10 protein-coding genes are annotated in these 14,662 nt (G+C 69.9%); 3 read left to right on the top strand and 7 right to left on the bottom strand.

Features of this window, described 5'->3' with window-relative positions:
* Positions 1 to 82: 82 nt before the first annotated feature.
* Positions 83 to 1,438: a lipid IV(A) 3-deoxy-D-manno-octulosonic acid transferase gene (waaA, locus tag SNE34_RS10205; RefSeq protein WP_332616901.1), complete on the top strand. Its 1,356-nt coding sequence runs from the start codon at positions 83 to 85 to the stop codon at positions 1,436 to 1,438.
* A gap of 128 nt (positions 1,439 to 1,566) precedes the next feature.
* Here waaA and SNE34_RS10200 read toward each other — a convergent pair whose 3' ends face one another.
* From SNE34_RS10200 to SNE34_RS10190, 3 genes are all read right to left on the bottom strand, one after another.
* On the bottom strand, positions 1,567 to 2,991 hold the full coding sequence (locus SNE34_RS10200) for a TolC family outer membrane protein (RefSeq protein ID WP_332616900.1): 1,425 nt from the start codon (positions 2,989 to 2,991) through the stop codon (positions 1,567 to 1,569).
* A 19-nt stretch (positions 2,992 to 3,010) separates the two neighbouring features.
* On the bottom strand, positions 3,011 to 3,667 hold the full coding sequence (locus SNE34_RS10195) for a protein-L-isoaspartate O-methyltransferase family protein (RefSeq protein WP_332616899.1): 657 nt from the start codon (positions 3,665 to 3,667) through the stop codon (positions 3,011 to 3,013).
* 137 nt (positions 3,668 to 3,804) lie between these two features.
* Positions 3,805 to 4,521, bottom strand: coding sequence for a TetR/AcrR family transcriptional regulator (locus tag SNE34_RS10190; RefSeq protein ID WP_332616898.1), 717 nt, complete (start codon positions 4,519 to 4,521; stop codon positions 3,805 to 3,807).
* Positions 4,522 to 4,595: 74 nt separating this feature from the next.
* Here SNE34_RS10190 and SNE34_RS10185 point away from each other — a divergent pair, with 74 nt between their 5' ends.
* Positions 4,596 to 5,771: an efflux RND transporter periplasmic adaptor subunit gene (locus SNE34_RS10185; protein WP_332616897.1), complete on the top strand. Its 1,176-nt coding sequence runs from the start codon at positions 4,596 to 4,598 to the stop codon at positions 5,769 to 5,771.
* A gap of 3 nt (positions 5,772 to 5,774) precedes the next feature.
* Complete coding sequence (locus tag SNE34_RS10180) at positions 5,775 to 8,933, top strand: efflux RND transporter permease subunit (protein WP_332616896.1); 3,159 nt, start codon at positions 5,775 to 5,777, stop codon at positions 8,931 to 8,933.
* A gap of 9 nt (positions 8,934 to 8,942) precedes the next feature.
* On the opposite strand, the gene SNE34_RS10175 is transcribed toward SNE34_RS10180, so the two are convergent.
* The 4 genes from SNE34_RS10175 to thrA are packed head-to-tail and all read right to left on the bottom strand — an operon-like array spanning position 8,943 to position 14,414.
* Positions 8,943 to 9,608, bottom strand: coding sequence for a hypothetical protein (locus SNE34_RS10175; protein ID WP_332616895.1), 666 nt, complete (start codon positions 9,606 to 9,608; stop codon positions 8,943 to 8,945).
* A 35-nt stretch (positions 9,609 to 9,643) separates the two neighbouring features.
* Positions 9,644 to 10,942, bottom strand: coding sequence for a threonine synthase (thrC, locus tag SNE34_RS10170; protein WP_332616894.1), 1,299 nt, complete (start codon positions 10,940 to 10,942; stop codon positions 9,644 to 9,646).
* Positions 10,939 to 11,907, bottom strand: a complete 969-nt coding sequence (locus SNE34_RS10165; RefSeq protein WP_332617301.1) for a homoserine kinase — start codon at positions 11,905 to 11,907, stop codon at positions 10,939 to 10,941. The genes thrC and SNE34_RS10165 overlap by 4 nt, the downstream gene beginning before the upstream one ends.
* A 5-nt stretch (positions 11,908 to 11,912) precedes the next feature.
* The gene (gene thrA, locus SNE34_RS10160; protein WP_332616893.1) at positions 11,913 to 14,414 is read right to left on the bottom strand and encodes a bifunctional aspartate kinase/homoserine dehydrogenase I; all 2,502 of its coding nucleotides are present in this window, start codon (positions 14,412 to 14,414) and stop codon (positions 11,913 to 11,915) included.
* Positions 14,415 to 14,662: the final 248 nt, after the last annotated feature.

Below are 14,662 nucleotides of genomic sequence, written 5' to 3'. Positions count from 1 at the left end.
CTATCGTTGCCGCGCCATGCGATCGCCTTGCCGGTCGCGGCGAACGCCCCGTCGCTGCATATCGTTCGCTATCCTTGGCACGATGCGGACAGACCTGATCGAGCGCCTGTTGCGCGGCCTGTACTCGGCCGCGCTGTACCTGCTGGTGCCGATCACGGTCTATCACCTGATCTGGCGCGGCTTCCGCCAGCCGGCATATTTCCAACGCTGGCGCGAGCGCTACGCGCGCTACCACGGCCCGCCGCATGCACGGACGCTGTGGCTGCATGCGGTGTCGGTCGGCGAGGTCAATGCGGCGGTGCCGCTGGTCAATGCGTTGCGACGCGGCCGCCCGGACCTGCGGCTGCTGGTCACCACCATCACCCCGACCGGCTCGGAGCGCGTGCGCGCGCTGTGGGGCCACGATATCGAGCACGTCTACCTGCCCTACGACCTGCCCGGCGCGGTCGGCCGCTTCCTCGACCATTACCGGCCGCACGCGGCGCTGATCATGGAAACCGAGTTGTGGCCGAACCTGCTGTTCGGCTGTCGCGACCGTGGCGTGCCGACGCTGATCCTCAACGCGCGGCTGTCGGAACGCTCGCTGCGCGGCTACCGGGTGCTGGCGCCGCTGGTCGGCCGCGCGCTGCGCACGGTGCGCACGGTCGCGGCGCAGTCGCTGGCCGATGCGGTGCGCTTCGTACGGCTGGGGGCGCGCGCCGAACAGGTGGTCGAGACCGGCAACCTCAAGTTCGACGTCGCCGTGCCGGAGGCGCTGGAGGCCGTCGCCGGAGAGTTCCGCGGCCATAGCGGTGCGCGCCCGGTGTGGATCGCCGCCAGCACCCACGAGGACGAGGAGGCCGCGGTCATCGGCATCCATCGCCACCTGCGGGCGCGCTTCCCCGACCTGCTGCTTTTGTGGGCGCCGCGCCACCCCGAGCGGTTCCGGGTGGTCGTCGGCCACGCGCGCGCGGCCGGCTGGACGGTGTCGACGCGTTCGCGTGGCCGCTGGCCGGGTGCCGGCGACGCAGTGTTCGTGGTCGATACCCTGGGCGAGTTGATGAGTTTCTACGCCTGCGCCGATGTCGCCTTCGTCGGCGGCAGCCTGCAACCGGTCGGCGGCCACAACCTGCTGGAGCCGGCGGCGGGCGGCACCCCGATCGTGACCGGGCCGCACCTGCACAACTTCGAAGAGATCTCGCGGCGGCTGGACGAGGCCGGGGCGCTGAAGGTCGGTGCCGACGCCGCAGCGGTCGAGGCCGAACTGGCGCGACTACTGGCCGACCCGGTCGCGCGTGCGGCAATGGCCGACGCCGGCCGCAAACTGGTCGAAACCGGTCGCGGCGCGCTGGCGCAGACGATGGTGTTGCTGCAGCCGGTGTTGCCGCCGGTGGCTGGTGCCCGGCCGGCACGGCCGTCACCGGATGCGAGTGCTCTCGGGAGCAAGAGCGCGTTGTAGGAGCGGCTTTAGCCGCGATCGGTGGTCGGCGCGGGCGAACGATTCCAGATCGCGGCTGAAACCGCTCCTACAGAACAGCAGGCAGCGGCGAACCGAGGACGCGGAGGCGACGGTCCCCCGCGCCGCGCTTACTGCTGGATGTCCGACTGCACCTGGGCGTCGGCGTTGACAGTCAGCAGGCGGTTGATGTCCTGCACGTCCTCGATCGCCAGGGTGCCGGCCGCCTGTTCCAGCAGCAGTCGGCTCTGCAGGTAGTTGTAGCGGGCCAGGGCGTAGGCCTGCTGCGCGGTGAACAGGTTGTTCTGGTTGTTCAACACGTCGAGCACGGTGCGGGTACCGACTTCCAGGCCGACCTGCGAGGCGTCGTACGCGGCCTGCGCGGAGACCAGCGCCAGCCGGCGGGCTTCGACCTCGCTGATGCCGGCGACCAGGGTCTGGTAGGCATTGCGGGTGTTGCGCTCGAGCGCGCGCCGCTGCTGCTCCAGCTCGTCGGTGGCGATGTCGCGCTGGGCGATCGCCTGGCGCACCTGCGACTGTGTCCGGCCGCCGGAGAAGATCGGCACGCTCAGGGTGATGCCGACTTCCGGGCCGCGGCTTTCGCTCTCGATCGGGAAGGTCTGGCTGAAGCCGCTGGCGCTGAAGGTGGTATCGCCCCACTGTTTGCCGTCGGCATAACCGCCGCTGAGGTACAGCGTGGGCAGATGACCGGCCTGCGCAGTGCGGACGTCGGCCTGGCGTGACTGGACCTGCAACTGCTTGGCCTGCAGCGCCGGGTTGTTGTCGAACGCGGTCTGCACCCAGGCGTCTGCGCCTTCGCTGACCGGCAGCTGCGGCTGGAAGTCCGCCGGCAGGCCCTGCAGGTTGGCGACCGGCCGCCCGGTGATCTCGGCCAGCGCCTGGTAGGCGTCGGCGACTCGGGTACGGGCGAGGATAGTGTTGGCGCGCGCGCTGTCGTACTGGGCGCGGGCCTCGTGGACGTCGGTGATCGGCGCCAGGCCGACTTCCAGCCGCTTGGAGGCGAAGTCGAACTGCTTCTGCAGCGCCGCCTCGGCGGCCTCGGCGGCAGCCAGCGTTTCCAACTGGATCAGCACGTTGAAGTAGGCAGCCGAGGTGCGGGTGATCAGGTTGTCGCCGGCGGCTTCGAGCTGGAAGTCGCTGGCCCGGCTCAACGCGTTCTGGCTGCGCAGGGTGGTGAAGCGCGACATGTCGAACAGCATCTGGGTGGCGTCGACACCGAGCCGGCGCGAGGTCACCTCGGTATTGGAGTTGCCGCTGAACTGGACGAACTCGCCGGTGTTGGGATCGCGGACGTTCTCGGTCGCCGGGCCCTTGCTGCGCGAGCGGCTGATCGAGGCGCTGCCATCGATCTGCGGCAGCATCGCCGCGCGTGCCTGCACCGCGCCCTCCCGGGTGAACAACCGGCCCGATTCGGCGGCGGCGAATTGCGGGTCGCCGGCGCGGGCCAGCTCGTAGGTCTGCAACAGGTCTTCCGCGGCGGCGGTGGCCGGCAGCAGGGCGAAGGCGAGGGCGAGAACGAGGCGGCGGCGAATCATGCTGTGTCCTTGGGTTGGTTCAGAACTCGAAGACGGGCTGGGGAGCCGCGCCGGCGAGATAGGGGAGGTCAGTCTCGAACAGTGATTCGATGCGCGGCTGGCCGGCATCGTTGTGCAGCAGTACCGCTTCCATCGCCGGCGAGCGGCCACGGACGACGAACATGCGCCCGCCCGGTTGCAGCCATTCGACAAACTTCGCCGGAATGGCATCGACCGCGGCGGTCACGCAGATCGCGCTGAAGCGGCGATCGGTGTCGTAGGCGAACGCATCGGCGTGGAGCACGTCGACATTGCCCAGCCGGTGGCCATGCAGGTTGGCGCGGGCGGTGTCGGCGAGGTCGGCGTGTTGTTCCAGGCTGATCACGTCGCGGGCCAGCCGCGCCAGGCAGGCGGTCAAGTAGCCGCTGCCGGTGCCGATCTCGAGCACGTGGTCGCCCGGGTTCAGCGCCAGCGCCTGCAGGGTGCGGCCTTCGACCACCGGCTTCATCATGTGCTCGCCGTGGGCCAGCGGCAGGGCGATGTCGGTGTAGGCCAGGGCGCGGTGCGCGGCGGGAACGAAGTCCTCGCGCGGCAACGTCGCCAGCACGTCGAGCACGCGCGGATCGAGCACGTCCCAGGGCCGGACTTGCTGCTCGACCATCAGTTCACGGGCCTTGGCGTAATCGATCGTGCTCATTTCGGTAAGGTCTCAGTCTCGCGGTTGACCGCCCATTGTACCGGCGCGATTGCGGGGCTGGCGGGGGTGGCGCGACCGGCACAGGATCGCCGTTGTCGGCGCGCGCACCTGAGTGCCAGAAGTAACCGCGACCGCGGTCACGGGCGTTCGATGACCTTTGTGGGCGCGTGTCCGCCGGCACTCGCATAGCCGCGCATGAACAGGTCGACCGCGGCGCCCAGGTGGGCCTCGATCTGCGCCGGCGTCGCCTCGCAGCAACCAAACACCAGCATCGCGTGCGGCTCGCCCTTGAGCAGGGCGAAGAACTGTGCGGCGGCGCGGTGAAGGGCGTCGGCGTCACCGGCGTCGATGGCCAACTCGCCGCTGGCGACCCGACGCTGCAGCAAGGCGACGAACGAGCCGTGCACACGCTGCGGACCGGCTTCCCAGAACAGCTGCGACAGCGCGCTGCCGGCGAGCTGCGGGGTGCACAGCATCCGATGGCCGGCGACCGCCTCGGGGCTGGAGATCATCGCGTAGAACGCCCGCGCGATCGCCAGCAGGCGTTCGCGCAGCGGGGTGGCGGGCGACGGCTCGAACAGCGCCGGCGGCAGCTGGGTCTCGCAATGCGACTTCACCGCCGCGCCGAACAGGGTTTCCTTGTCGCCGAAGTGGCTGTAAACGGTGAGCTTGGAAACCCCGGCCTCGGCCGCGATCTGGTCCATGCTGGCGCCGTCGAAACCGAGCCGGGTAAACATCTGCTTGGCGGCCTCGAGGATCGCCGCGCGCTTGCCCAGGTCCTTCGGGCGCCCGGGTCCGGCGGTCCGGGACGGGGCGGGAGGCTTGGCGGCGGGGCGGTCACGGGAAGGTCGCACAGTCATCATTCAATACTAGACTAATCGGTTTGTTATTTATACAGTACCGCTTGGTCCATTAATTGAGCCGCAACATGCGCAGCCGTGTCCGCAACGCCCGCTCCGCGCCGCCCCGGTTGATGCCGGCATTGATGATTGTCGTCAGCCTGCTGGCGGCCTGCGCGGGCGACGAGGCCGCGGTCGAATCCGCCCGCCCGGTGCTGGTGACCCGGCCGCAGGCCGCGGCCGATGGCTTCACCTCGCTGGCCGGCGAGATCCGCGCCCGCGAGGAAAGCCCGCTGTCGTTCCGGGTCGGCGGCAAGCTGGTCGAGCGCCAGGTCGATGTCGGCGACCACGTCAAGCAGGGCCAGGTGCTGGCGACGCTGGATGCCGGCGACCTGCAGGCCCGCGCCCGTGCAGCCCGTGCGCAGCTGGCGGCGGCCGAAGCCGAACTCGGCCGCGCCCGCGCCGACCGCGCCCGGTTCGCGACCCTGGCCGAACAGCAACTGGTCAGCCGCTCGACGATGGACGCGCAGAACGCCGCCGCGATCGCGGCCGAAGGCCAGGTCAAGGCCGCGCGCGCCGAGCTTGAAGTGGCCGGCAACCAGGCGGCCTACAGCCAGTTGCTGGCGCCGGCCGACGGCGTGATCGCGGCGCGCCAAGCCGAGGCCGGGCAGGTGGTCGGCGTCGGCCAGCCGGTCTTCACTCTCGCCGTCGACGGCCGTCGCGAGGTGGAGTTCGCGGTGCCCGAAGGCGCGATCGACACCATCAAGCCGGGCCAGGCGGTGGTGGTCGAACTGTGGTCCGAGCCCGGCAAGCGCTGGCCCGGCACCGTGCGCGAGATCGCGCCGGTGGCCGATGCGGCGTCGCGCACGTTCGCCGCGCGCGCGACGATCGATGCGCCGGCCGGAACGCTGGATCTCGGCCAGAGTGCGCGCGTCTATTTCACGGGTAGCGACGATGCCGCGCTCAGCGTGCCGCTGTCGGCGCTGCAACGCGTCGGCGAGGATGCCGTCGCGGTGTTCGTGGTCGACCCCGCGAGCTCGACCCTGAAACTGCAGCCGATCCGGATCGGCCCCTACGGCAGCGAGCGCGCCCCGGTGCTCGACGGCCTCGCGCCCGATGCCTGGGTGGTCGCCGCCGGCGGCCACCTGTTGCGCGAGGGCCTAGAAGTCGTCCCGGTCGACCGCGACAACCGCCCCGTCACTGCCGAACCCGACAAGCCCGCCACGCCCGCCGCCGCGCCGGCGACCACTGCCGACGAAGGCTGAACCATGCGCTTCAATCTTTCCGAAGCGGCGCTGCGCCATCGCAGCCTGGTGGTCTACGCGATGCTGGTGCTGGCGATCGCCGGCGCGCTGTCGTACTTCAAGCTCGGCCGCAGCGAGGACCCGGAATTCACCTTCAAGGTGATGGTGATCCACACCCTGTGGCCGGGCGCGACCGCCGAGCAGGTCGGGCGCCAGGTTACCGACCGGATCGAGCAGAAGCTCATGGAAACCGGCGAATACGACTTCATACGTTCGTACTCGCGGCCGGGCGAGTCGCAGGTTATCTTCGCCGCGAACGACGCGATGCGTTCCGACGAGATCCCCGAGCTGTTTTACCAGGTGCGCAAGAAAGTCGGCGACCTGCGCCCGGAGTTGCCGCGCGACATCGTCGGGCCGTTCTTCAACGACGAGTTCGGCGACACTTTCGGCAACATCTATGCGTTGACCGGCGAAGGCTTCGACTACGCGGTAATGAAGGACTACGCCGAGCGCGTGCAATTGGCGCTGCAACAGGTGCCCGACGTCGGCAAGATCGAGCTGTTCGGGGTGCAGGACGAGAAGATCTGGATCGAGCTGTCCAACACCAAGCTGGCGACGCTCGGGGTGCCCGCCTCGGCGGTCAAGGACGCACTGGACCAGCAGAACGCGATGGTGCCGGCGGGCTTCTTCGAGACTCCGAGCAGCCGGGTGCCGCTGCGGATCAGCGGACAGTTCAAGACCGTCGAGCAAATCCGCGATTTCCCGATCCGGGTCGGCGACCGCACGTTCCGGCTCGGTGACGTCGCCGAAGTCCATCGCGGCTTCGCCGATCCACCGGGGCCGGGCATGCGCTTCATGGGCGAGAACGCGATCGGCATCGGCGTGTCGATGCGCGACGGTGGCGACATCCTCGAGCTCGGCGAAACCCTGGAAGCGACCTTCGCCGAACTGCAGCAGACCCTGCCGGCCGGGATGACCCTGGGCAAGGTGTCCGACCAGCCGGCCGCGGTCGAGGAATCGGTCAACGAGTTCGTCAAGGTGCTGACCGAGGCGGTGGTGATCGTGCTGCTGGTCAGCTTTCTGTCGCTGGGCCTGCGCACCGGCCTGGTGGTGGCGCTGTCGATCCCGCTGGTGCTGGCGATGACCTTCACTGTGATGCAACTGTTCGGGGTCGGCCTGCACAAGATTTCCCTCGGCGCGCTGGTGCTGTCGCTGGGGCTGCTGGTCGATGACGCGATCATCGCGGTCGAGATGATGGCGATCAAGATGGAGCAGGGCTTCGACCGCCTGCGCGCGGCGGCGTTCGCGTGGGACTCCACCGCGTTTCCGATGCTGACCGGCACCTTGATCACCGCGGCCGGGTTCCTGCCGATCGCGACCGCGGCGTCGAGCACCGGCGAATACACCCGCTCGCTGTTCCAGGTGGTGACGATCGCGCTGCTGGTGTCGTGGGTCGCGGCGGTGGTGTTCATCCCCTACCTCGGCGACAAGCTGCTGCCCGACCATGGCCATTCGGCGAAGTTGAAGCCCGGTTCGCTGGCCGCGCGCTGGCATGCACAGCGGCAGCACTGGGCCGATCGCTGGCCGGCGTTCGCCGACCTGCTCGCGCCGGCGCCACACGACGGCCACACCCACGACCCGTACGGCACTCGCTTCTACCAGCGCTTCCGCGGCTGGCTGGTGTGGTGCGTGCGCCGGCGCTGGCTGGTGATCGGACTCACTATCGCCGGCTTCGTCGCCTCCCTGATGTTGTTCCGCTTCGTGCCGCAGCAGTTCTTCCCCGACTCGGTGCGGCCGGAGCTGATGGTTGACATGGAGCTGGCCGAAGGCAGCTCGCTGAAGGCGACCAAGGCCCAGGTGATGCGGCTGGAGAAGCTGCTGGCGCAGCGCGACGACCTGGTCAACTACACCGCCTACGTCGGCACCGGCTCGCCGCGTTTCTACCTGCCGCTGGACCAGCAGTTGCCGGCCGCCAACTTCGCCCAGTTCGTGTTGATGCCCGAGGACATAGAGGCGCGCGAGGCGGTGCGCAGTTGGATGATCGAGGAAATCGTGCCGCAGTTCCCCGAACTGCAACTGCGCGTGACCCGGCTCGAGAACGGCCCGCCGGTCGGCTACCCGGTGCAGTTCCGGGTCTCCGGCGAGCACATCGATCAGGTCCGCGAGATCGCCTATGCGGTGCGCGAGAAGATCCGCGAGAACGGCCACGTCGCCAACGTCAACCTCGATTGGGACGAGCCGGGCAAGGTCGTGCGCCTGCAGGTCGACCAGACGCGCGCGCGCGCGCTCGGGATCAGTTCGGCGCAGCTGGCGCAGGTGCTGGGTGGCTCGCTGTCGGGCAACCCGGTCAGCGTCTATCGGGAAGGCGACGAGCTGATCGAGATGATGCTGCGCGGCGCCGACGACGAGCGCGTGCGGCTCGACCAGCTCGGCAGCCTGATGGTGCCGACGGCGAGCGGCCAGAGCGTGCCGCTGAGCCAGATCGCCACGCTTGAGTATGGCTTCGAGGAAGGCATCATCTGGCACCGCGACCGCAAGCCGACGATGACCGTGCGCGCCGACATCTACGACGGCACCCAGCCGGCGACGGTGATGGCGCAGATCTCGCCGACGTTGGACGACATCCGCGCCGGCCTGCCGTTCGGCTACTCGGTCGAGATCGGCGGCAGCGTGGAGGACTCGTCGCGTGGCCAGGCCTCGATCGCCGCCGGCGTGCCGCTGTTCCTGCTGGTGGTGTTCACCCTGCTGATGCTGCAGCTGCGCAGCTTCTCGCGCAGCATCATGGTGCTGCTGACCGCGCCGCTGGGGTTGATCGGGGTGACCTTGTTCCTGCTGGTGTTCCGGGTGCCGTTCGGGTTCGTGGCGATGCTCGGCACGATCGCGCTGGCCGGCATGATCATGCGCAACTCGGTGATCCTGGTCGACCAGATCGAGCAGGACCGTGGCGACGGCCGCGAGACCTGGGAGGCGATCGTCGAGGCCACCGTGCGCCGCTTCCGGCCGATCGTGCTGACCGCGCTGGCGGCGATCCTGGCGATGATCCCCTTGTCCCGGAGTGCGTTCTTCGGGCCGATGGCGGTGGCGATCATGGGCGGCCTGCTGGTCGCCACGGTGCTGACCCTGTTCTTCCTGCCGGCGCTGTACGCGGCGTGGTTCCGGGTCAAGGTGCCGATGGGAACGTAGGCGCCCAATCTACCCGTTGGCGCCCCATGGCGCCGGCGGTGTTGCCACAGGTTTGGTCAGGTCGAACTGCACCCGGAACAGCCGGCCGCCGGGCCGTGCCAGTTCGTAGACGAACACCTCGTCTGGCTCGATCTCCATCGCCCAGGTGTTGCGATTGGATACCGTCATGTCGGCCGCGGTGAACATCGCGACGGACTCCGCATCGACCGGGAATTCCTGTCGTGTCGTGGTGCCGGCGCCGCTGGTGTCGCCGCCGTACATCGTGATCGCGTCGTCGCTGCCGTCCGCGTGGCGATGGTCGTGCTTGAGGCGCAGGCCGCCATCGGTGCGGGTCAGCACCCAGGTGCGCGAGCGGTCGTCGCCGACATGGAACGGGATGCGGATCTCCTCGTTGCGGCATTCGCGCACGTGCATCACCAGCGCTTTGTCGGCGAATGGATCGGCACCGGTCGGCGTCGGGACGTCGGCGACCACCGTGCCGGCAAACGCCTGGCCGCACAGTGCGGCGAGGTTGGTCATGAAGGCATCGGCCGGGGTGTTCCTGGCTGCGGTTTGGGTTGCCTCGATGTCGGCAGGCGTCTCGACCGATGCGGCGGGCGCGCGGGAGCCGCTGTCGCACGCGGCAATCGCGAGGACAACAGCGGCGAGAACTGGCAGACGCAGGTTGTTGTTCATTCGCGCACGGTAGCCGCCCGCGGCAGCCCGGGCAATCAGGCTCCGGCACCTCGCAACAGGTGGTCACGGAGCGCCGCGTAGTCCGCCGCCAACGGCTGAGCATGTGCCGGATGCGCCAGCGCCGCGGTCAATGCCGCCGGCGGTTCAACTGCATGCCCGACCAGCGGCTCGACGACGCTTTCGAACTTGGCCGGGTGCGCGGTGGCGACCACGGCCCAGGCGCCCGTGTCGCCGGCGGCGCGCAATCGCTCCAGCACCCGCAGGCCGACCGCGGTGTGCGGGCACGGCACCACGCCGTGGCGCCGCGGCGCATTCGCGATCGTGTCGCGGATCGCGGCGTCATCGACCCGGAGCGCGCGCAATCCGGAGCGCAGTTCGGCGTCGTCCGGGTGCCACCATCGCAGCCGTTCGAAGTTGCTAGGCGCGCCCACGTCCATCGCATTGGCGAGCGTCGCTTCGGTCGCGCGCGGCGCGTAGTCCTCGCCGTCGAGGTAGCGCGGCAGTGTGTCGTTGGCGTTGCAGGCCAGCACGATCTCGCCGACCGGCAGGCCCATGCTTCGCGCCAGCCAGCATGCAAGCGCGTTGCCGAGGTTTCCGGTCGGCACGATGAAGTTCAGCGGCATGCCGTGGCGCGCGTGGAAGTCGAGCGCCGCGTGTGCGTAATACGCGATCTGTGGCAGCAGGCGCCCCAGGCTGATGCTGTTGGCCGAGGTCAGGGTCACCTTCTCGCGCAAGGACGCATCGACCAGCGCCTGTTTCACCAGCCGCTGGCAATCGTCGAAGCTGCCGTCCACGCGCATTGCCTGCACGTTGTTGCTGAAGCTGCCCAGCACGTGCGCCTGCCGCGGCGACACGCGGCCGTCGGGGTACAGCACCAGGACGCGGAAGCCGGGGCGGCGGTGGAAGGCGGCGGCGACCGCGGCACCGGTGTCGCCGGAGGTGGCGACCAGGACGGTGGTGGTCGGCTGCGAGGGCTCGCGCAAGCGCGACAGCGTTTCGGCGAGGAAGCGCGCGGCGTAGTCCTTGAACGCCGCGGTCGGGCCGTGGAACAGTTCCAACAGGTAGTCGTCGGGCGCGTTCAGTGCGCGCAGTGGTGCCGGGAAGTCGAACGCGGTAGTGCACAACTGCGACAGGTGCTCGCGCAAGCCCGAGCCGGCGAAGTACGGCGACAGTACCTGTTCGGCGGTCTGCGCCAGCGTCGCCTTGGGGTGAGTCATGTCGACGACCGGGATGCGTTCGGGCACATACAGGCCACCGTCGGGGGCGAGGCCGGCGGCGATCGCGACCTCCAGCGACACCGGTGCGATGCCGCCGCGAGTGCTGACGTAGTTCATCCGATCACCTCCGCGCGCGGACCGTTGACCGGCGACACCCAGGCCGTGCTGTGCAGGTCCACTTGCGCGAACGCCGCCTGCATCGCCTGCGCCGCGCCCTCCGCGCGGTCGCGCTCGGCGAACCAGCCGAATACCGTGGGCCCGGCGCCGGAGATGCTTGCGCCGAGGGCACCGTGCGCGAGTGCGGCGTCGCGCACCGCGGCAAATCCGGGAATCAGCGGTGCCCGGCGTGGCTGGACCAGCACGTCGCGCAAACCTTCGGCGATCAGCGCGTGGTCGCCGCGGGCGAGGCCGGTGAGGAACAGCGCCAGGTGCTCGCTCTGCCGCACGAAGTCGGCCAGCGGATACGGCGCCGCCAGCGCCTCGCGCGCGCGCCGGGTTTCAAGCACGAAGTCCGGATGCACCGCCGCGCAGAACAGCGGTGGCGCGGTGAGCGCGATCATCCGCGTCGGCGTCGCCAGCACCACGCCGCCCAACAGCATCGGCGCGACGTTGTCGCCGTGCATACTGCCGCTGGCGACCGCTTCGCCGACCAGCGCCAGCGGGTACAACGCCTCGCGCGACAGCGGCGCATCCAACACCGCGTTGGCCGCGACCAGCGCCGCCACGCACGAGGCCGCCGAACCGCCGAGGCCGGAGCCGAGCGCGATGCCCTTGTGCAGGTGCAACTCGAAACCGTGCTCGATGCCGTGGCGCTCGCGCAGCTCGATCAGCGCACGGCCAGCGGTGTTGCGCTCGGCTTGCAGCGGCAGTTGTGCAGAACCACCGACATCGCCGTCGATCGCGACGATGCGCACCTCCGGCGCGTCGATCCGGCGCACCGTGGCGCGGTCGCCGGGGCCGTCGATGGTATGGCCGAGCAGGTCGAAGCCGACCCCGATGTTGCCGACGCTGGCCGGCGCGAACGCGGTCGCCTGCAGGCGGCGTTCAGCGCCGGGGCGGGCTTGGTCGATGCGGCCGTCGATATCGTTCAAAGTCGGGCTCCCAGTGATTGCGCGATCATCAGCACGTCGCCGAATACGCCTGCGGCGGTGACCTCCGGACCCGCGCCAGGTCCCTGCACCACCAGCGGATTATCCGCGTAGCGGCGGGTGCGGAACTGCACCAGGTTGTCGGTCAGTCGCCCGTGCAGGCTGGCGTGGCCGGGCTCGGGGGCGACCAGTCCGACCCGCGCGCCGGCATCATCGAGACAGGCGAGGTGGCGCAGCATGCGGCCCTCAGCCTGCGCCGCCTGCAGCCGCGCCCGCAGCGGCGCATCCAGTTCGTCGGCGCGGGCGAGGAACGCCTCGCGATCGAGTTCACGCAACGCCGGCGGCACCAGGTTGTCGATCGCCACGTCGTCCAGCGACAACTCGCGGCCGGCCTCGCGGGCAAGTATCACCAGCTTGCGGGCGACGTCGATGCCCGACAGGTCGTCGCGCGGGTCCGGCTCGGTGTAGCCCAGCGCATGGGCCTCGCGCAGCAGGTGCGAGAACGGCTGGCTGCCGTCGAAGCGGTTGAACAGCCATGCCAGCGTGCCCGACAGGATCCCCTCGATGCCGATCAGCGCATCGCCGGTGTCGAGCTGGTTGCGCAGGGTCTGGATCACCGGCAGGCCGGCGCCGACCGTGGCCTCGTAGCGGAACTGGCCGCCGCCGCGGGTCGCCGCGCGGATCGCGCGGTAGCGTGCCAATGGGCCGGAACCGGCGTGCTTGCTCGGCGTGACGACGTGGATGCCGGCGGCGAGCCATTGCGGGTAGTGCGCGGCAATCGCGTCGTTGCCGCTGCAGTCGATGATCAACGCATGCGGCAGGTGCTCGGCCTGCACGTGGCTGACGAAGTGGGAAAGGTCGAGCGGTTCGCCGTCATCGAGTCCGGCGACGGCCGTCTCCGGGGAAATCGTTCGCGCCGCCAGCGTCATCCGCCGGCTGTCGGCCACCGCGCGCAGGCGCAGGTCGAGGCCGCCGTGGCCGGCGTAGCGTGGCAGCATCGCGGCGAACTGCGCGAGCAGCGCGCGGCCGACATTGCCCGGGCCGATCAATCCGACCGATAGCGTTTGTCGCGACAGCCAGAACGCCGAGTGCGCCGCACGCAGGCCGCGCACCGCGTCGTCGGCGGCGACCGCGACCGAGATATTGCGCTCGCTCGCGCCTTGCGCGATCGCCCGGATGTTGACCCGGGCCCGGGCGAGCCCGTCGAACAGTCGCGCCGCCACGCCGACGCCGCCGACCATGCCGTCGCCGACCGCGGCCAGCACGCAGATGTCGGGAGTCACGGCGACGCCGTGTACTTGGCCCGCGGCGATCGCCTTGGCGAATGCGGCCTGCACCGCGACACGCGCGCGTTCGGCCTGGTCGGCGCGCACGACGCAGCAGATCGAATGCTCCGACGAGCCCTGCGAGATCATCGTCACCGACACCCCGGCCTCGCGCAGCGCCGCGAACATCCGTTCGGCGGTGCCGGGTACGCCCATCAGGCCGGCGCCGCTGAGTTCGAGCAGGGCCAGCTGTTCGACCAGGCTCAGGCCCTTGACCGGCGACGCCGCGGCGCCGGATGCGGCGCTGATCAGGGTGCCGGGCGCGCCCGGGTCGCTGGTGTTGCGGATGCGGATCGGCAGGCCCGCCTGGATCGCCGGCGCCATGGTCTGCGGGTGCAGCACCGTGGCGCCGAAGTAGGCCATCTCGCAGGCTTCGGCGTAGGACATCGATTCCAGACACACCGCGTCCGGCACCCGTCGCGGATCGGCGCTGAGCACGCCGTCGACATCGGTCCAGATGGTCAGTTCGATGGCGTTGAACAACACCGCGAAGATCGACCCCGAATAGTCGCTGCCATTGCGACCGAGGGTGGTCGCGCGGCCGTCGCCATCGGCGGCAATGAAGCCGGTGACCACGACGTTGCCGGCCGGACGATCCGCGCGCCACGCGGCGAGGTTGCCGCGGCTGCGCGACCAGTCGACCGCGACGCCGAGTTCGCCGGATTGGACCTGCAGCACATCGCGGGCGTCGAGCCGGGCCCAGCCGCCAGCGTCGCCGCCGAGCGCGACCTGCAACAATCGTGACGACCAGACTTCGCCGAGCCCTTGCACCGCGGCGAGGCGGGCCGCGTCGGCATCGGCGAAGGCGCCCAGTTCGGTATGCAGGTCGGCGAAGGCGTGCTGCAGCCAGTCGGCCACGCCATGCAGATGCTGCGGATCGAGTACGGCGGCCGCGGCCAGGTGCTGCCGGCGCAGGTCGTTCCAATCGTCGTGCCACGGTCGTCCGCTCGCAGCCAGGCCGGCCAGTGACGTCAGAGCATCGGTGACTCCCTGCATCGCCGAGGCGACGACGATCAGCGGCACCGTATCGGTCCCGCTGGCGAGCAGGGCCGCAACCCGGCGAATGCGCACGGCATCGGCGAGGCTGCTGCCGCCGAACTTGTGCGCGCGATAGCGGACCTGCGATGGACTGACGGGTGGCGTCGCGGCGCCGGCGAGTGGGAGGTTGGAAGGCATTGCAGGCTCCTGGAAGAGCCCCGCTGCGGTCAGGATGCCAGCACTGCGCACCCGGGTCGGGTGCGGAGCGTGGTGTGGGTTCAGTTCAGTCCGACACGCGCATCCGCCCCCCACCGAATGGTGGTGGTGCGGATGGTGGTCGTGGTGGTCACCGCAGCCGCCGCCGTCAAGGCGATGCAGTGATTCGGGCGGCTGGCGTGGATGAATGGCATGGGTGATTGGATATCCGTTGTTCTGCGTAGTGTCAA

The organism is Novilysobacter erysipheiresistens (assembly GCF_036663935.1).
GTDB lineage: Bacteria > Pseudomonadota > Gammaproteobacteria > Xanthomonadales > Xanthomonadaceae > Novilysobacter > Novilysobacter erysipheiresistens.
Note: the sequence above shows the minus strand (reverse complement) of the source record. Positions and strands in the feature narration are given on the sequence as shown.